Source organism: Hymenobacter sp. BRD128 (assembly GCF_013256625.1).
In the GTDB taxonomy this organism is placed as follows: domain Bacteria; phylum Bacteroidota; class Bacteroidia; order Cytophagales; family Hymenobacteraceae; genus Hymenobacter.
In genome coordinates this window covers 4,097,210-4,114,274 of record NZ_CP053908.1, presented here as the reverse complement: position 1 = coordinate 4,114,274, position 17,065 = coordinate 4,097,210, and the positions used below count along the sequence as shown (strand labels likewise).

Below are 17,065 nucleotides of genomic sequence, written 5' to 3'. Positions count from 1 at the left end.
ACCTAGCGCTGGCTAGGGCGTAATTTTGCCCCGCAACTACTCAGTGCCTAGCGAAACAACTGCCTCGCCCAACGTCTTCACCCGATTTTTCAGCTCTGCCCATGACTGCGCCCGAAACCGTGGACCACATCACGACACTCATTCAGGAGGGCGAGTTTTTTAAGCTAAAAAAGCTCTTACGCGGCTTTCAGGCCAGCGAGCTAGTCGAGCTGATTGAGAATGAGGAGGAGCGCGAGCAGCTCATCATTTTCCGGCTGCTGCCGCTGGAGCTGGCCACGGCCGTGTTTGAGTACCTCGACTTGGAGGTGCAGCGCCACTTTCTCGAAAACCTGGCCCAGGACAAGGTAACGGACATCTTGAACGAGATGTCGCCCGACGACCGCACGGCCCTGCTCGAATTCTTACCGGCCAACTTCGTGGCCGAGCTGGTGCAAAACCTCTCGGAGCCCGAGCGCCGCGTGACGCTGCAGCTGCTGGGCTACCCCGAGTACTCGGTGGGCCGCCTGATGACGCCCGACTACATCGCCATCCGCGAGAATTGGACGGTGCAGCAGGTGCTCGACTTCGTGCGCCAGCACGGCGGGCAGTCTGAAACGCTGAACATGCTCTACGTGACCGATGCGCGCGGCAAGCTCATCGATGATATTCGCATCCGCGAGTTTCTCTTGGCCGCGCCCACCACCCGAGTGCGCGACCTCATGGACCACCGCTTCGTGCAGCTCTCGGCCGGCCAGGACCAGGAAGAGGCCATCGACGTGTTTCGGCGCAACGACCGGGTGGCCCTGCCCGTGGTGAGCCCCGACCAGGGCATCCTACTCGGCATCGTGACGCTCGACGACATCCTGAGCATTCGGGAAGAAGAAGACACGGAGGACATCCAGAAATTTGGCGGCTCCGAAGCCCTCGATGAGCCCTACCTCACCATTCCGCTGCTGCAGCTGGTGCAAAAGCGCGCCGGCTGGCTAGTTATTCTATTTTTGGGCGAGCTGCTGACGGCTTCGGCCATGCAGTTTTTTGAGGGCGAGCTGCAAAAGGCCATCGTGTTGGTGCAGTTTATTCCGCTCATTATCAGCAGTGGCGGCAACTCGGGCTCACAAGCTACCTCACTCATTATCAGAGCTATGGCCTTGGGTGAGTTTACATTGGGCGAGTGGTGGCGGGTGCTGCGGCGCGAACTGGCGGGCGGCCTCATGCTGGGCATCATTCTGGGCATTGTGGGCTTTAGCCGCATCGCCATTTGGCAGAGCATTACGCCTATTTATGGGCCGCATTGGCTGATGGTGGCGGCTACGGTGGGCGTGGCGCTGGTAGGCATTGTGCTGTGGGGCAGCATTGCGGGCTCGATGCTACCGCTCATTTTGCGGCGGCTAGGGCTCGACCCGGCCACGTCGTCGGCGCCGTTTGTGGCCACGCTGGTAGATGTAACGGGGCTGATTATCTACTTCACCGTGGCACTGGTAATGCTGCGCGGCACCCTACTTTAGCGCGTGCTTTCGGCCGGGGCAGACCACGTAGAAATACCTGTTTTTAAAACCACGTAGAAATACGCTCAAGCACCTAGGCCGTCGGTTGTCTCTTTGCAGCGACAAACCCGGCTTCTAACTGGTAGAAGGCTACTGTAGAAAGCCCCTATGCTTATGCACAGGGGCTTTTTCTAGCCAATGTGCATAAGCATAGGGGCTTTCTACAGTAGCCTTTCTCCCTTTATCCCCTCTTTCTAATGTCTCAGGAATCTCCTTCCAAGCCCTACGTAATTGGTCAGCAGGAGTTCGAACCGCTGGCTCAACTGTGGAAAGACAGCCTAGCCGTTCCCAGCATCTTACAAAAAAGCTTTCTGGATAGCTCAGGAAGTATTTTGCAGGGCGTCGGCTTCCGTATGAAGCATATTCTCGAGCTGGTTTCCACTATTGGCGCTACTCACATTAAGGTTGCGTTCATCATGCAGCCTGATGAAAGCGGGCACCTGCAATTCAGCGTAGCCCTCTTCGCCGTAGATTTCCTGACTACCCGCTTGTCGTCTTATTACGTGCCTAGCTACGTTACCACCGACGAGACCATGCTGACCGAAGCCGTAGGCGGAACGGAAATGCGCTATAAAAATCAGGTATCCAGCCCACTGCTGCGAGACTGGCTTTATAATTGGGCCACCTATGGCAAAGGCGAGGCCTCGTATTTTGACAGCCAATATGGCCCTTTGCAAGGCTACACATTTGAGATATCAGAATTTACGGCCATGTTCTACCGGCTGCACAGCCAACGGGTAAAAGATTCTAATCTGGAGCTTTTGTTTGTGCTGCACCACTATTGGCGGTCGATGCCCCTTGAAGCCCCCACGCACGAGGCACAAGTCTACACGTTCGGCTTAGTAATTCGGCTGAAGCGCCCAAGCTTAGCATTACCTGGTACGGGCCACGGCGAAGATGATGGCACTGGCCACGGCCCTGGCGATGGTACCGGGATGGGCGGTGGTACTGAGGTTGGCACTGGCGACGACGCCGTTCTGGATATGGGCAAGCCCTCCCCCCGTACTAAGTAACTCAAGGAGAAAACTGCCGGCCAGGAACAGTTCCTCATCTTTCACTGGCTACCAATACCCTCATGAAGTGGCAGATATATTTTGCAATCGACACTATTCTGCATGTTGGCTATATCATACTAGCTGCCACGGCCGTCATTGGAATAGCCCGGTTTAAAAAACTACCTAGCAACTTGCGCTACCTTTTAGTGCTTGTAGGCTTTGAAGCAGTTACTGAGTTGGCTGGCAACATTTTATATGCTCAGCACCGGCCCAACCTGCTTATCTATCCCATCTTTTCGGCCGGTGAGTTCTGGCTGCTGGCACTGATTTACGACAAGGCGCTCAAGTCCCCCGCTTTTTCACTAGTTCGCCCGTGGCTGGCGGGTAGCTTCGTTGCCTATTGCGCTCTCGACAGCTTATTCGCGCCCGAGGCAGTGCATTTTAAGCCGACGCTCCAACTGGTCGAAAGCCTCCTGATACTGGGGCTGGTTGGGTTATTTTTCCGTAAGTTACTCAACGAGTTACGCATTTCGCGCCTCGACCGGGAGCCTATGTTCTGGGTATCCGTAGGCCTGGTCATCAACCACCTAGGCAACATCCAGATTCTTTTGTTCAGTAACTTTCTGCTCAGTCATTATTCCAAGCAGCTAAACATGAACATCTGGGCCATTCATGCCCTGCTGCTCATGGTATTGTACAGCTGCTACTGCGTAGCCCTATGGATTCGCCCCCGGAACTAGCGTTTGGTCAATTACTGATTAGTGGCATTAGCTTTATGCTGCTGTCGGGGGTGGCGCTGGTACTTTTCGTGGTGGTGTACCAAAAGCGCCTGCTGCAACAGCAGTTGCAACTACGCGCCGCCGAAGCCGAATATCAGCAGCAACTGCTGGCCGCCGTTATCGAGGCGCAGGAGCACGAGCGCGAGCGCATCGGGCGCGACCTGCACGACGGCATTGGCTCGACCCTAGCCACGGCCAAGCTGCTGATGGGCCGCCTCGAAAGCACCGACGCCGCCGAAGAGGCGGCCAACCTGAGCAGCATGGTGAAGGAGATTCTGGGAGAGGCCGTGCACGACGTGCGCGGCCTTTCGCACAGTCTGTATCCGGCCGTGCTCGACCGCTTTGGCCTGGCCGAAGCCTTGCAGCACCTGGCCGACGTGTGCAACGAAACTAGCACCCTCGACGTGGAACTGAGCATTGAATACCAGCAGCCCCTAGCCCTGGCGCAGGAGTTGGCCCTGTACCGCATTTGCCAGGAGCTTATTCACAACGCGCAGAAGCACGCCCGGGGCGCTACACTGCTGCAAGTGCGGCTGCGCCAGCACGGCACCAGGGTTTCGCTGGCGGTCGAAGACGACGGCTGCGGCTTCGACTCGGCGGCGCTCGAAAGCAGCCGGCCGGCCTCGGGCGGCGCCGGCCTGCGCAGCATCGAAGTGCGCGTGCAGATGCTGCGCGCGCGCCTAAGCCAGCAGTCGGCTCCCGGCCAGGGCACCTGCACCCTCATCGAAATGGATACACCCACGGCGGCTTGATGTTCACTAAGTTACTGCGCCACGCTTATCTCAGCTTTCACTATGCCAACGCCTACTGCCCCCATTCATATTGCACTGCTCGACGACCACCAGCTGTTTCGGCAGGGAATGCGCTACATTTTGCAGGCGCTGCCCTACGTGGCATCCGTAACCGAGACTTCGGAGCTGCCCGAGCTGCTGGCTAGCTGCCGCCAGCGCCTGCCCGACGTATTGCTGCTCGACCTGCAAATGCCGAACGTAGACGGCCCGGAAGCCGCCCATCAGCTGCTGCGCGAGTTTCCGGATTTAAAAATCATCGTGCTTTCGATGTTTTCGGCTGATAAGTACATCACCCAGATGATGAAGGCCGGCGCCCGCAGCTACCTGCCCAAAGACGTGGACCAGGAGCAGCTCCGCCTTACGATTGAAGAAGTTATTACGACCGGCTTTCACTTCACACCCCGCATTTCGCGGGCCCTGATTCGGGGCGTGCAGCATCCCGAGCGCACGCCCACGCCCAAGCAACCCGAGCTGGTTCAGCTCACCACGCGCGAGCACGAAGTGCTGCGCCTCATCTGCCAGGGCTGCACAGCCGCCGATATTGCTGAGCAGCTGTTTATCAGCCGGCGCACCGTGGAGGGCCACCGCCAGAAGCTACTCGAAAAAACCAGCGCCCCCAATTCGGCGGGCCTGGTAGTGTACGCCGCCCGGCATGGCCTGCTTGGCTAGCCAAAGCGCCGCTGGCTTGGCCCGCCAATCACGTAAAAATACGCGGTTCGAAAAGCAGGTATTTTTACGCTCAAATAGTACTTCCTGGGTCGTGTCCTTTGCGCTCGCAATAGCCACCGCGGCTGCTGCCATGCTCTTTCTGACCTATGAAAACACTGCCTCGCCTTATATCTTAGCGCCTCCCCCTCGTCTATTTCAGTAGCTAGCGGCTCATAGAGCTCTGCCATTTATAGAACAATTTTAATGCGCCACCTATTACGAGCGATGGTTTGCACGAGCACCCGTTTTTAGAGCAGTTCCCAAGTCGGTGTACAGGGCAGGCTGCTGGCTTGGCAACGGCTATGAGTGGTTGCCGCAGGTCGCTGCTCGCAGTCGAGCCACTCGGTGCAACGGGTAATTCTTTTCCTGTCATTACACTCAGCTGTCTACCAGGGGCAAAGCACCGCGGAGCGCGATTACGCTAGCCAAAGCCTTCGTTAGCAGTATTATCCGTTTCTAGAGCCTGAGTATTAGTGCTAGCGGGGCGCAATCGAGCACCGCGGCTAGCTGCGCGCAAGCGCCCGCCACGGGCAGCCCCACCCCGCAGGTCGCTTCCGACTCTACGCAGGTGCCGCGTACCCTGGCTCCTCTTTTCAACAAAAACTCCCTGGCAGCGCGCAAGCAGGCTTTTTTATTGACTCCCTGCCCAACAACATCAGTCCAACCGGCGCCGGCTAGCCTTTTTCTCGCTCTGCATTTTCTTGCCTTCCAAGCGCTTGCGCACGGCGCCCGCACTAGGCCGAGTGGCGCGGCGTGGCTTGGGCCGGCGCAGGCTTTTTTGTAGTAATTCGTGAAAGCGGACCAGCGCGATTTCTTTGTTGCGCAGCTGGCTGCGGTCGTCCTGGGCCACCACTAGCAGGTAGCCATCGGCAGTGAGCTGACCAGCCACTTTTTCTAAGATGAGTTGCTTTTGCGCCTCCGTGAGTACCTGCGAGGCTTGCAGGTGCCAGCGCAGCTCCACACGGCTCTCCACCTTATTCACATTCTGCCCGCCCGGCCCGCTGGCCCGGCTGGTCTGAAACGTGATTTCGGGCAAAAAGGTAGCGGCAGGCGGCAGCACGGTTCTTTAGTCAGCAATGAGGCAGGAAGAGGTACCGGGTAGATAATACTTCCTTCTTCAGTTTCCATTCCTAATTTTTTTGCAACAGCATAGCGCCGTAAGAATACCCACCACCAAATACCGTGATAATCAAGTTATCACCATCCTTGATGCGGGGCCAAATCTCGGCCAGGCCAATGGCGGCGCCCGCGCAGCCAGTGTTACCGAGGCGCTCGATATTATTTACGGCGCGGGCTGGGTCGAGGCCAAGCTGCTTCACCACGTTGGCCGAGATGCGCAGGTTGGCCTGGTGCGGGATGAGGTAACTCAATTCATTCACCGTCAGCCCATTCTTATCAAGTAGCTGCTGCGTAATGCGTGCCATGTAGGTGCAAGCCTGCTGAAACACGTCGCGCCCAAACGGCATCACGATGCCTTTGTCTACGGGCTTGAGGGTCACGGCCTCATCGGCCTTGCCCATCGGGGCTGCCCCGCCCGTTACTACCTGCACCACGCGCAGGTCGCCGGGGTTCAGCGCCTCCTTCGTGAACAGCAGCGCCGCCGCGCCATCGCCCCACAAGTGGCCGGCCATCGTGTCTTCCTCATTATTGTAGGCAGTATTGTGCTCGCTCACTACTACCAGCGCGCGGCTAGCCTTACCCAAGGCAAAATAGCCCTCCACAATCTCAACCGCGTTGAGCAGCGACGAGCACGCCGACGAAATGCTCACGGTAGGTATCTCATTAATATTCAGCGCCCGCTGCACGGCGTGCGCGGCCGTATAAATAGTATCGTGCGGCGTATAGGTGCCCGCCACGATGAGGTCGATGCTGGCCGGGTCAAAGCTCGGCAGTTCGGCAAGCAGGGCATGGGTAGCCGCCACGGCCATCGTATTGGCATTTTCCTCCGGGCCGGCCTTGCGGCGCTCCCGGATACCCGTGCGCTCAATTATCCAATCGGAGGCTAATCCATTGAGGCGAGTAAAATGTTCGTTCGTAACAACGGCCGTCGGCAAGTAGGCGGCCACGTAATGCAGGTACACGTAGTGGGTAGTGGGTGGTAGAATATCGATGCAAAGGTCCGGCTAACAAACGTTAGGCCTAGAATAAAAGCTGCAAAAGCCGGAATCTTATACGTAGCACCACGTCGGGCACCGGCCGATATAAGCACTAGCCAGCCCCTGGCCGGCGTTGGCACCGTAGTTGTCTGGCTTCCGACAACTCTGCTTTTTAAAATTCTATGCACCTACGTTTTTTTGGGCGCGGCGGGTTGCTGCTCCTACTGCTAAGCCTCGCCTACGGCGCCTCAGCGCAGAAATACGATACGGCCCTGGGCGCCCGCCTGGGGGGCGGCAACTACGGCATTACGTTGCAGCAGCGGGTAGCCTCGCGCGTCACCATCGAGGGTATTGCCGGGCTGGGCCAGCGCGAGTACAGCGGCACGGTACTGGGCGAGTATCACTTTGGTATTCTGGGGCCTAGCCTCAACTATTACTTCGGCGCCGGCGGGCACCTGGGCCACAACAAAGATACCGGCGGCTTCGGCGGGTTTGATGGCTTGGTGGGCGTCGAGTACAAGGTTGCTTTTCTGCCCGTGGTGCTTAGCCTCGACTTTAAGCCGACCATTGAAGTCAACAGCGCCGATTACGCCCGCTTCCCCACCGCCTTCTCGATTCGCTACGTGTTTTTTAAGCGTCGCACCAACCTGTTTGATACCATTCGGGGACGCTAGCCAATGCCAGTAAGAATAACCAAAAAGGCCCTTGGCAAATTGCCAAGGGCCTTTTTGGTGGTGGCAACAGTTGGAATCGAACCAACGACACCAGCATTTTCAGTGCTGTGCTCTACCAACTGAGCTATGTTGCCTAACTTTTCCCAAGCCGCCGAGCGGCTTGGGAGCGCAAAGGTACGAAAAGAGCCCAGCGGTGCAAGAATTTGGGTGAAAAAATTTCACTCCGCAGCGGAGACAGACTCATAGGCAATGAAAGTAGTCGTCATGCCTACTAAATTGCGGCCCTATCCCACCCAGTCGGCTTACCTTTACTGCCATGCTGCAACCCATTCTTTTCGCGCTGCTGCTGCTGGCAGCTTTCGGCCTGTTTACGTGGCAGGTTCGAAAAATCCGGGCCAATATCCTCGTCGGACGTGACCGCGATATGAGCGGCCGCTTTGGCGAGCGCCTCAACAAAACGCTGCTGGTGGCCTTTGGCCAGCAAAAAATGTTTAAGCGCCTCACGCCCGCGCTGCTACACCTGGTGGTATACGTGGGCTTCTTAGTCATTAATATTGAAGTTATTGAGATTATTATCGATGGGTTGTTTGGCACGCACCGCTTCCTGAGCTTTCTGGGGCCGGTGTACGATGTGCTGATGGCCGTGAATGAGACCCTGGCGGCGCTGGTTATCATCGCGGTAACTGCTTTCTGGTGGCGCCGCAACCACAACCCGCCGGTGCAGCGCTTTACGGGCCCCGAGCTGCGCATGTGGCCCAAGCTCGATGCCAACATCATTCTCTATATTGAGGTAGCGCTCATGCTAGCCCTGTTTTTTATGAACTCGGCCGACATTAAGCTGCATCAGCTCGAAGGCAAGGACTTGCCGGGCGCGTTTCCGGTCAGCCACTTTCTGACTAACCTGCTGCCGGCCAGCAATGTGGGCACGCTGCACGTGCTAGAACGCGCCGGCTGGTGGCTTCACATTACGGGCATCCTACTGTTTCTCAACTACCTGCCTAGCTCCAAGCACTTCCACATCATCCTGGCGTTCCCGAATGTGTGGTACTCGCGCCTGGTGCCGCAGGGGCAATTTTCCAACGTGGAGAGCATTACCCACGAGGTGAAAGCTATGACGGACCCTAGCTACGAGGTGCCGGCCCCAGCTACTAACCCCGATGGTTCGGCGGTGGCACCCACGCCCTTCGGCGCCAAGGATGTGGAGGATTTGCCTTGGACCAATCTGCTGAACGCCTACTCGTGTACCGAGTGCGGCCGCTGCACCTCGGTATGCCCGGCCAACCTCACGGGTAAGCTGCTTTCGCCGCGCAAAATCATCATGGACACCCGTGACCGGGTGGAGGAGAAATATAATTCGCCGCTCATCTTTCACCCCAACGTATACGGAGCCGAGGCCAAGCATGAGCCGGTTACGGACCTGGCCAATGCCACGCTGCTGCGCGGCAAAGTGACGCCCGAGGAACTCTGGGCCTGCACCACCTGCAACGCTTGCGTGGAAAGCTGCCCGGTAAATATCAACCCCCTCGAAAGCATTATCGAGATGCGTCGCTTCCTGGTGCTGGAAGAGTCGGCCGCCCCCAACTCGCTGAACGTCATGTTCTCCAATATCGAGAACAACGGCGCCCCGTGGGCCTTCTCGCCCTCCGACCGCCTCAACTGGGCCGACGAGCTATACGTGGCCGAGAAAATAGCCGTATAACCTTGACTTATAAGCAGTAGTATTCTTTTTGCCATGACTTCTACCTCCTCTCCTGCTGCCCCGGCCAAGCGCCAGCTTACGGTGCCCACCGTGGCCGACCTCGCGGCCCAGGGCAAGGCCCCCGAAATCCTGTTTTGGGTAGGCTGCGCCGGCGCTTTCGACGACCGCTACAAGCGCGTGACGCGCGCCTTTGCCCGTATTCTGGAACACGTGGGCACCAACTATGCCGTGTTGGGCCTCGAAGAAAGCTGCACCGGCGACCCCGCCAAGCGCGCTGGCAACGAGTTTTTGTTTCAGATGCAGGCCATGCAGAACATTACCACGATGAATGGCTACGGCATCAAGAAAATCGTGACGGCCTGCCCGCATTGCTTCAACACTATTAAGAATGAGTACCCGGCACTGGGGGGTGACTACGAGGTGATTCACCACAGCACCTATCTGCAACAGCTTATCAATGAAGGCAAAGTGGCCGTGCAAGGCGGCGAGAGCTACAAGGGCCGGCGCATCACGTTTCACGACTCGTGCTACCTGGGCCGCGCCAACAACATCTATGAAGCTCCGCGCGATGTGCTGGCCGCCCTCGACGCTGACCTCGTAGAGATGAAGCGCAGCAAGGCCAACGGCCTGTGCTGCGGCGCCGGCGGCGCCCAAATGTGGAAGGAGCCCGAGCCCGGCAAAAAAGACATTAACATCGAGCGCACCGAAGAGGCCTTGGCCACCCTCAGCGGCCAGGCCGCAGCCCTGGATAACCTGCGCGGCGTCGAGACCGAGCGCACTGCCCCTAGCCAGCACAGTCTGCAAGGCAGCATCATCGCCGTGAGCTGCCCCTTTTGCATGACCATGATGAGCGACGGCGTGAAAAATAAAGAGCAGGAAGGCGCCGTTCAAGTCTTCGACCTGGCCGAGCTGGTGGCCAGCGCCGAGGGTATTAACGCGTAATTTTTAGCTACTTCCACACCCTATGTACGTCGCCTTTGACCACCTGCCCCCGCAGGCTCGCGTGTGGATTTACCAGGCTAGCCGCCCGCTGGCTGAGGAAGAACTAATGTCCCTGCTGCCCCGCCTGGCCACCTTTGCCGAAGAGTGGACCAGCCACGGCCGGCAGCTGGCAGCTTCGGCGCAGTTTCTGCACCGGCAGTTTCTGGTGATTGGGCTCGATGAGGCGGTGGCCGGGGCCAGCGGCTGCTCTATCGACGCCTCGGTGCGCTTTGTGCAGGAGCTGGAGCAGCGGCTAGGGGTGCAGCTACTCGAAAAGTCGCGCATGGCTTTTCTGGTCAAAGGCGAGGTGCGGCAGCTCACACGCCGCGAGCTGCGCGCGGCCATCGGGGCGGGCGAGGTGCAGGCCGACACACTCTACTTCAATAATACCCTGACCACGAAGGCGCAATTGGCCGACCAATGGCCGGCACCGGCCGGCCAAACCTGGCTAGCCAGCTATTTTGCCGCCTAGCTTCAGGCCAGGGCACTAATGAGCGGGCCGAAATGGTTGTATTATTGCCTATCAAAACAATAGACTTGCTTTTTCCGGCTGCATGGCTTTTTCCATTCGATACTCGTCGCTCCAAAAATTCGTGGTTATTGGGCTGGCCGGCCCGGCGGTAGCACTGAGCGGGTGCGCCACGTCGGGCAAACTCAGCAAGGCCGACAAGCGTTTTTTACGCGGGGAGTATGAGGCGGCTATTCCGCTCTACAAGGCTGATATTGCCAAGGCCAAGAACGCGGCCACGGCCAACTTTCGCCTGGGCGAAGCCTATCGCCTTTCCAACCGCCTCGACCAAGCCGAGCCTTATTATAAAGCTGCCCTCGACGGCAACTCGCGCAATGCCGACCTCGGCTACCGCTACGCCGAAGCCTTGAAAGCCAACGGCAAGTTTGAGGAGGCGGCCACGCGCTTCACGGCCTACGCCCAGAGCGGCACCAACCGCACCCTGGCCGCGCACGCCCCGGCCGAAGCGGCCAGTGCCACGGCCAGCAGGGCGCTAGCCGGCCAGGCAGCTGCCTACGACGTGGCGGCGCTTGACGCGGTGAACTCGCCCAGCTCCGATTTTTCGACCGCGCGCATGCCAAACAGCGGCGAGCTGGTATTTGCCTCGGGCCGCGATGGCAAGCCCTACCCCGGCAACGGCGAGGGCTACACGGCGCTCTACGCGCAAAAATTTGACGACCCGGCGGCCATGACCGGCGGCACGCCGCGCAAGCTGGAGCCGCTTTTCAACAACGACAAGGAGCTGCAAGCCAGCGCTACCTACACGCCCGACGGCAAGACGATGGTCTTTGCCCGCTCGAACGATGGCTCGAAAAAAGGCTACCGCAGCGTCGATATCTGGATTTCGTATTACCGCAACGGTGCCTGGACCGAGCCCGTTCTGGCCAACATCAACGACCGCACGGCCGACGACTTTTCGCCGGCTTTTGCGCCCGATGGCACCACGCTCTACTTCGCCTCGGGGCGCAAGGGCGGGCTGGGCGGCAACGACCTGTACAAGGCCGCACTCGGGGCCAACGGCCGCTTCTCGCCGGCCGAAAACCTGGGCGAAACCATCAACTCGGTGGGCAACGACAACTTCCCCGGCGTGGCGCCCGATGGCACGCTGTACTTCTCCTCGGATGGGCACCCCGGCTTCGGCAAGCTCGATATTTTTGAGGTGAAAGGCGGCAAGCCGGTGAACCTGGGGCCGGGCATCAACAGTGCCGGCGATGACTTTGCGCCGTTTTTTACGGCGCCGGGCGTGGGTATATTTTCCTCCAACCGCGCCGGTGGCAAGGGGTCGGACGACCTCTACACGTTTAAGAAGAAGCCGCGCAAAATCGTGACCTTCTACGCCGATGGCACCGTGCTGGAGCGCAACGATAAAGCCGGCACTACCACGCCGCTAGCCAACGAGACTGTCACCATCACGAGCGCCAACGGGCAGAAGCGCGATGTGCAAACCGGCCCCGACGGGAAGTTCTCGGCCAAGCTCGACTCGGCCCAGGTGTATAGCCTGCTGGCCGACCACCCCGGCGATTTCACGGCCCGCACCAGCCTGAGCACCGTGGACCGCTACCCTAGCCCGGAAACGCTGACCCAGCCGCAAACGGATGTCCGGCTGCCCGTGACGCTCACGCTGACCAAAATCGTCGTGAACAAGGCCATCGAGGTGAAGGATATTTTCTACGACTACGACAAGTCGAACATCCGCCCCGACGCGGCCATCCGCCTCGATACGCTGGTGCAAACCTTGCAGGACAATCCGAAAATCAACATCGAGTTGAGCTCGCACACCGACCAGCGCGGCAAAGACGCTTATAACCTGGCCCTTAGCCAGCGGCGCGCCGAGGCAGCCGTGGCCTACATCGTGAGTAAGGGCATCAGCCCGAGCCGCATCACGGCCAAGGGCTACGGTGAAACTAGGCCTATCATTAAGGATGCCAAGACGGAGGCCGAGTATCAGCGCAACCGCCGCACCGAGTTTAAGGTGACGCGCATTGATAAGTAGGCTAGCCCCGGCTACCGCAAAAAGCCTCCGCTGCGCGGAGGCTTTTTTGTTGGCACGGCGTTTGGAATCAGCGCATAAGGCGGGAGCTTCTTCACCTGTTCCTGGCTTTTGCTTTCATGAAAACGCTCTTTAAGCTGGCCTCCCCGGCGCTGCTTACTTGGATAGGGACCGCATCCGCGCTGGCTGCCCCTCCCGCCAACTTGGCCATTATCTCGGAGCGGGGCCAGCCCTTCAGCCTGGTGCTGGATGGGCGCCTGCTGACGCAGCCGCTAGCCCGGCAGGTGCGCGTGGCTATGCTGGCGCCCGGCCGGCATTGGGCCGAGTTTAGCGTGCCTACCGGCTACGGGTCGCTGCTGCATTTTCGCACTACGGTGTGGCTTCAGCCGGGCTTAGAGACAGATTACGTGCTGCTGATGCGGCCTTATGGCCCGCAGCTGCGGCAGGTAGGTGTGGTACCGCCGGCCGGTCCCAGCTACGGCCAGGGCGGCTATTATGGCCCGGCCAACGGGCCTTACGGCAACGGCCCCGGTGGCTACTACGGCAATGCCCAGCCACCAGTGCCGCCCCAGGGCGGCTACGGCAGTGGCCAGTATGGCCCCGGCTACGACCCGCGCGGCAGCTACCCTAGCCAGGGGCAGGGTTACCCTACGCCGGCCCCGGCTTATCCGGGCGGCGCCAACCGTGCACCGGGCAATACCTACCCCAACGCGACCGCCGATGGTGGCTACTACCCTAGTCTGGGCGGTGCCACCAATCTGCGCCCCTTTTCGCCCGAAGAGATTACGGGGCTAGCCCAGGACCTGCGCCAGCAGTCTACCGAGGCCGAGCGCCTGCGCACCGCCACCCAGGCCCTCGACCAATGCAGCCTGCGCGCCGACGAGCTAGCCGAGCTGATGCAAGCTTTCCCCCACGATGAGTCGCGCATCGAGTTGGCTCGCTTCAGCTACTCGCACTTGAGCGACCCCCAGAATTTCAGCCGCTTGTACGAGGCGCTGCAATTCAAATCCAGTATTCGCACCCTGCAACAGGCCGTAGGCCTGCCGCAAGAGTAACCGCCCTTTCCAACCTTAAACACCACTAAAAAGCCCCGGCCGCCAAGTTGGCAGCCGGGGCTTTTTAGGTACTGGCTAATTGCTGATTATTCGCAATTGCCAATCAGCCCGCAGCTAGCGCAGGCGGTCGTAGCTGTTGCGCACCAGCTGCTCGTCGCGGCGGATAAAGCGGTTGGCCAGCAGGTTGAGCATCAGCCCCAGCGTGGGCAGGTAGAAGGCCGGCTGAAACTTGCCTTCGAGCTTGGGATTGAGCAGCGCTTCGCCCAGATTGGAAAAGTAAAACGCGGCCCCGAAGGTGGCCACGAGCAGCAACAGGTTGAGCATGCCCAGCTTGAGCTGCGTGAAGCGGTTGCGACACTGGAAGATTTCGTAGGCTGCCACGGCCGCCGAGGCCAGCGCCAGCACAGCAATTATCCACACCGGGGCGCCGGGCGTGGGCGTGGGCATATTAACGGCGGTGAAGTTGAAGGCCGTCAGGGTCAGCTCCTGGTGCGTGAGGGCATCGGCTTTGTACCAGAGCGGCAGGGCCAGCAAACTCAGCATCGACAAAGCCAGCAGCAAAAGGAAAACGCTTTGGATTCTTTGTATCATCTTTGTGGTTGTGAAAAAGGCCCGCGCCGGTGCGCGTTGCCAGGCCAAAATTAGCCCTCAACCGGCGGACTCGCTCTGCCCCAACGATACTCCCGGAATGCCTAATGCGTATATCGTGGATGCCGTGCGCACCCCGATTGGAAAATTTGGCGGTGCGCTCAGCAGCGTTCGCCCCGACGATTTGGCTGCCCTCGTTCTGCGCGAGCTGTTGCGCCGCAACCCTGGCCTCGATAAAAATGCGGTCGAGGACGTAATAATGGGCGCCGCCAACCAGGCCGGCGAAGACAATCGCAACGTGGCCCGCATGGCCGCGCTGCTGGCTGGCCTGCCCGTCACGGTGCCCGGCAATACTGTAAACCGCCTCTGCGCCAGTGGCATGCAGAGTATTATCGACGCGGCCCGCGCCATCAAGGTGGGTGAGGGTGACGTGTACCTGGCCGGCGGCGCCGAAAGCATGACCCGCGCGCCCTTCGTGATGGCGAAGTCGGCCACGGCCTTTGCCCGCGACTTTACGGCCCACGACACGACGCTGGGCTGGCGCTTCGTGAATGCTCGCCTAGCCAAGGAGCACTACCCCTACACAATGGGCGACACGGCCGAGAACGTGGCCCGGCAGTACGGCGTGAGCCGCGAAGACCAGGACGCGTTTGCCTTTGAAAGCCAGCGTAAGTACCACCGCGCCGCCGAGAAGGGCCGCTTCCGCAAGGAGCTGGTGCCGGTGTTTTTGCCGCAGCCCAAAGGTGATACGGCGCTCTTCGACACCGACGAGCAGCCCCGCGTTTCGACCCTCGAAAAGCTAGCCACCCTCAAGCCCGCCTTTCAGCCCGACGGCGGCTCGGTGACGGCCGGCAACTCGGCCGGCATCAACGATGGCGCCGCCGCCGCCCTGCTGGTGAGCGAAGAAGCCCTGACGCGCTATAACCTCAAGCCGATGGCGCGCATTATCTCGTCGGCCGTGGCGGGGGTCGACCCGTCTATTATGGGCATGGGGCCGGTGCCGGCAGTACGCAAGGTGCTGGAGCGCGCCGGCCTGACCCTAGCCGACATCGACCTGTTTGAAATCAACGAAGCCTTTGCCTCGCAGAGTGTGGCCGTGGTGCGCGAGCTGGGCATCGACATGGCCAAGCTCAACGTGAACGGCGGTTCCATTGCCATGGGCCACCCGCTCGGGTCGAGTGGCGCCCGCATCATTGCCACGCTGGTGCACGAGATGCAGCGCCGCGAAGGCGTGCGCTACGGCCTAGCCGCCATGTGCGTGGGTGTGGGCCAGGGCACGGCCATGGTTTTCGAGAAAATGTAATAACTGACTTGATTTGAAGCCCGAAAACGTTTGTCATTACGGCCATGCGCAGTAATGGCAAACGTTTTTCCTTACCTGACCTATTCCCACCCGCATGACCTACGATGTTTCGCCCGCTTTTGCCGCTGCCCAGGACGCGGCCGATTCGCTAGCCCCCTTCCGGCAGGAATTTCACATTCCGCCCGGCCCCGATGGCCAGCCCACGGCGTATTTCTGCGGCAATTCGCTGGGCTTGCTGCCCACGGCGGCCCGCGCCGCCGTGGAGGCCGAGTTTAAATCGTGGGAAACGCAGGCCGTGGAAGGCCACTTTCACGGCGAGTCGCCGTGGATGTTTTACCAAGACACCCTAGCCGAGGCTACGGCCCGCGTGGTGGGTGCCAAGCCGATTGAAGTAGTGGTAATGAACACCTTAACGGTGAATCTGCACCTGCTGCTTATTTCCTTCTACCAGCCCACGGCCACCCGCTACAAGGTGCTGATGGAGGGCGGTGCCTTCCCTTCGGACCAGTACGCGCTCGAAAGCCAGGCCCGGCTGCACGGTCTCGACCCGGCTGAGGCCATTGTGGAAATGACGCCCCGGCCCGGCGAGCACACGCTGCGCACCGAGGATATTGAGGCCAAAATCGCGGAGCTGGGCGACTCGCTGGCCACGGTCATCTTCGGCGGCATTAATTACTACACCGGGCAGGTATTCGACATGGCGGCCATCGCGCGGGCCGGGCACGCGGTGGGCGCCACCGTGGGCTTCGACCTGGCCCACGCGGCCGGCAACGTGGTGCTGAACCTGCACGACTGGGACGTGGACTTTGCCTGCTGGTGCACCTACAAGTACCTCAACTCGGGGCCGGGCGGCACGTCGGGCGTATTTATTAATGAGCGCTTTGCGCACCGGCCCGACTTGCTGCGGCTAGCCGGCTGGTGGGGCTACGACCCGAAGGAACGCTTTCAGATGAAGCCGGGCTTTCGGCCGTCGCCGGGCGCGGCGGGCTGGCAGCTTTCGTGCGGGCAGGTGCTGCCCATGGCCGTGCACCGCGCCAACCTGGAGATTTTTGACCGGGCCGGCGGCGTGGCTAGCCTGCGCCAGAAGAGCGAAAAGCTGACTGGCTACCTCGAATACCTCATTCAGCAACTCGGCCTGCCGCAGTCGAAATTCGAGATTATTACGCCCGCCGACCCTAGCCAGCGCGGCTGCCAGCTCTCGCTGCTGGTGCACGAGCGCGGGCGCGAGCTGTTCGATTTTTTGGCCGCGCGCGGCATCATTGCCGACTGGCGCGAGCCAAATGTGATTCGCCTGGCACCCGTGCCGCTCTATAATTCGTTTGAGGATGTACGCCGGGCGGGCGCGGCCCTTTCGGAGTTTTACAAGGAGCAGTAA

The 17,065-nt window shown here is 60.0% G+C and carries 16 protein-coding genes and 1 tRNA gene; 13 read left to right on the top strand and 4 right to left on the bottom strand.

The window, feature by feature from the left end; translation table 11 throughout:
• Positions 1–101 precede the first annotated feature (101 nt).
• The 5 genes from mgtE to GKZ68_RS18240 all read left to right on the top strand — a co-directional run bounded on the left by mgtE (position 102) and on the right by GKZ68_RS18240 (position 4,757).
• Positions 102–1,484, top strand: coding sequence for a magnesium transporter (gene mgtE, locus GKZ68_RS18260; protein WP_173117317.1), 1,383 nt, complete (start codon positions 102–104; stop codon positions 1,482–1,484).
• A 236-nt stretch (positions 1,485–1,720) separates the two neighbouring features.
• Positions 1,721–2,536, top strand: coding sequence for a hypothetical protein (locus tag GKZ68_RS18255; RefSeq protein WP_173109592.1), 816 nt, complete (start codon positions 1,721–1,723; stop codon positions 2,534–2,536).
• A 62-nt stretch (positions 2,537–2,598) separates the two neighbouring features.
• Positions 2,599–3,258, top strand: coding sequence for a hypothetical protein (locus tag GKZ68_RS18250; RefSeq protein ID WP_173117315.1), 660 nt, complete (start codon positions 2,599–2,601; stop codon positions 3,256–3,258).
• 35 nt (positions 3,259–3,293) lie between these two features.
• Positions 3,294–4,049 (top strand): sensor histidine kinase, encoded by a 756-nt coding sequence (locus GKZ68_RS18245; RefSeq protein WP_173117313.1) that lies wholly within the window; start codon positions 3,294–3,296, stop codon positions 4,047–4,049.
• A 42-nt stretch (positions 4,050–4,091) separates the two neighbouring features.
• Positions 4,092–4,757 (top strand): response regulator transcription factor, encoded by a 666-nt coding sequence (locus GKZ68_RS18240; RefSeq protein WP_173117311.1) that lies wholly within the window; start codon positions 4,092–4,094, stop codon positions 4,755–4,757.
• A gap of 694 nt (positions 4,758–5,451) precedes the next feature.
• On the opposite strand, the gene arfB is transcribed toward GKZ68_RS18240, so the two are convergent.
• Together arfB and GKZ68_RS18230 are read right to left on the bottom strand one after the other, a co-directional pair.
• A complete protein-coding gene (gene arfB, locus GKZ68_RS18235; protein WP_173117309.1) occupies positions 5,452–5,856 on the bottom strand; it encodes an alternative ribosome rescue aminoacyl-tRNA hydrolase ArfB in 405 nt (134 codons plus the stop codon).
• 70 nt (positions 5,857–5,926) lie between these two features.
• Complete coding sequence (locus GKZ68_RS18230) at positions 5,927–6,877, bottom strand: 3-oxoacyl-ACP synthase III family protein (RefSeq protein ID WP_173117307.1); 951 nt, start codon at positions 6,875–6,877, stop codon at positions 5,927–5,929.
• Positions 6,878–7,074: 197 nt separating this feature from the next.
• On the opposite strand from GKZ68_RS18230, the gene GKZ68_RS18225 reads away from it, so the two are divergent.
• The gene (locus tag GKZ68_RS18225; protein WP_173117305.1) at positions 7,075–7,566 is read left to right on the top strand and encodes a hypothetical protein; all 492 of its coding nucleotides are present in this window, start codon (positions 7,075–7,077) and stop codon (positions 7,564–7,566) included.
• Positions 7,567–7,624: 58 nt separating this feature from the next.
• Here GKZ68_RS18225 and GKZ68_RS18220 read toward each other — a convergent pair.
• Positions 7,625–7,700, bottom strand: a tRNA-Phe gene (locus tag GKZ68_RS18220).
• Positions 7,701–7,882: 182 nt separating this feature from the next.
• Between GKZ68_RS18220 and GKZ68_RS18215 the strand changes: the two genes are divergently transcribed.
• From GKZ68_RS18215 to GKZ68_RS18195, 5 genes are all read left to right on the top strand, one after another.
• On the top strand, positions 7,883–9,265 hold the full coding sequence (locus GKZ68_RS18215) for a (Fe-S)-binding protein (RefSeq protein ID WP_173117303.1): 1,383 nt from the start codon (positions 7,883–7,885) through the stop codon (positions 9,263–9,265).
• 33 nt (positions 9,266–9,298) lie between these two features.
• Positions 9,299–10,207, top strand: a complete 909-nt coding sequence (locus GKZ68_RS18210; protein WP_173117301.1) for a (Fe-S)-binding protein — start codon at positions 9,299–9,301, stop codon at positions 10,205–10,207.
• Between the two features lie 22 nt (positions 10,208–10,229).
• Positions 10,230–10,718: a hypothetical protein gene (locus tag GKZ68_RS18205; RefSeq protein ID WP_173117299.1), complete on the top strand. Its 489-nt coding sequence runs from the start codon at positions 10,230–10,232 to the stop codon at positions 10,716–10,718.
• A gap of 82 nt (positions 10,719–10,800) precedes the next feature.
• Positions 10,801–12,747: an OmpA family protein gene (locus tag GKZ68_RS18200; protein WP_173117297.1), complete on the top strand. Its 1,947-nt coding sequence runs from the start codon at positions 10,801–10,803 to the stop codon at positions 12,745–12,747.
• A 116-nt stretch (positions 12,748–12,863) separates the two neighbouring features.
• Positions 12,864–13,799, top strand: a complete 936-nt coding sequence (locus GKZ68_RS18195; RefSeq protein ID WP_173117295.1) for a DUF4476 domain-containing protein — start codon at positions 12,864–12,866, stop codon at positions 13,797–13,799.
• A gap of 114 nt (positions 13,800–13,913) precedes the next feature.
• Here the strand turns inward: GKZ68_RS18195 and GKZ68_RS18190 are convergent, their stop codons facing one another.
• Positions 13,914–14,390, bottom strand: coding sequence for a DUF4293 family protein (locus tag GKZ68_RS18190; protein WP_173117293.1), 477 nt, complete (start codon positions 14,388–14,390; stop codon positions 13,914–13,916).
• Between the two features lie 97 nt (positions 14,391–14,487).
• On the opposite strand from GKZ68_RS18190, the gene GKZ68_RS18185 reads away from it, so the two are divergent.
• Positions 14,488–15,690: an acetyl-CoA C-acyltransferase gene (locus GKZ68_RS18185; RefSeq protein WP_173117291.1), complete on the top strand. Its 1,203-nt coding sequence runs from the start codon at positions 14,488–14,490 to the stop codon at positions 15,688–15,690.
• Positions 15,691–15,784: 94 nt separating this feature from the next.
• Positions 15,785–17,065: a kynureninase gene (kynU, locus tag GKZ68_RS18180; protein WP_173117289.1), complete on the top strand. Its 1,281-nt coding sequence runs from the start codon at positions 15,785–15,787 to the stop codon at positions 17,063–17,065.

What these genes read in the sequence shown, in the direction of transcription:
- GKZ68_RS18245 (WP_173117313.1), top strand. Translation starts at nt 3,294, where the DNA reads ATGCTGCTGTCGGGGGTGGCGCTGGTACTTTTCGTGGTGGTGTACCAA.
- GKZ68_RS18215 (WP_173117303.1), top strand. Translation starts at nt 7,883, where the DNA reads ATGCTGCAACCCATTCTTTTCGCGCTGCTGCTGCTGGCAGCTTTCGGC.
- GKZ68_RS18250 (WP_173117315.1), top strand. Translation starts at nt 2,599, where the DNA reads ATGAAGTGGCAGATATATTTTGCAATCGACACTATTCTGCATGTTGGC.
- GKZ68_RS18240 (WP_173117311.1), top strand. Translation starts at nt 4,092, where the DNA reads ATGCCAACGCCTACTGCCCCCATTCATATTGCACTGCTCGACGACCAC.
- GKZ68_RS18205 (WP_173117299.1), top strand. Translation starts at nt 10,230, where the DNA reads ATGTACGTCGCCTTTGACCACCTGCCCCCGCAGGCTCGCGTGTGGATT.
- GKZ68_RS18200 (WP_173117297.1), top strand. Translation starts at nt 10,801, where the DNA reads ATGGCTTTTTCCATTCGATACTCGTCGCTCCAAAAATTCGTGGTTATT.
- GKZ68_RS18185 (WP_173117291.1), top strand. Translation starts at nt 14,488, where the DNA reads ATGCCTAATGCGTATATCGTGGATGCCGTGCGCACCCCGATTGGAAAA.
- mgtE (WP_173117317.1), top strand. Translation starts at nt 102, where the DNA reads ATGACTGCGCCCGAAACCGTGGACCACATCACGACACTCATTCAGGAG.
- kynU (WP_173117289.1), top strand. Translation starts at nt 15,785, where the DNA reads ATGACCTACGATGTTTCGCCCGCTTTTGCCGCTGCCCAGGACGCGGCC.
- GKZ68_RS18195 (WP_173117295.1), top strand. Translation starts at nt 12,864, where the DNA reads ATGAAAACGCTCTTTAAGCTGGCCTCCCCGGCGCTGCTTACTTGGATA.
- GKZ68_RS18210 (WP_173117301.1), top strand. Translation starts at nt 9,299, where the DNA reads ATGACTTCTACCTCCTCTCCTGCTGCCCCGGCCAAGCGCCAGCTTACG.
- GKZ68_RS18190 (WP_173117293.1), bottom strand. Translation starts at nt 14,390, where the DNA reads ATGATACAAAGAATCCAAAGCGTTTTCCTTTTGCTGCTGGCTTTGTCG.
- GKZ68_RS18225 (WP_173117305.1), top strand. Translation starts at nt 7,075, where the DNA reads ATGCACCTACGTTTTTTTGGGCGCGGCGGGTTGCTGCTCCTACTGCTA.
- GKZ68_RS18255 (WP_173109592.1), top strand. Translation starts at nt 1,721, where the DNA reads ATGTCTCAGGAATCTCCTTCCAAGCCCTACGTAATTGGTCAGCAGGAG.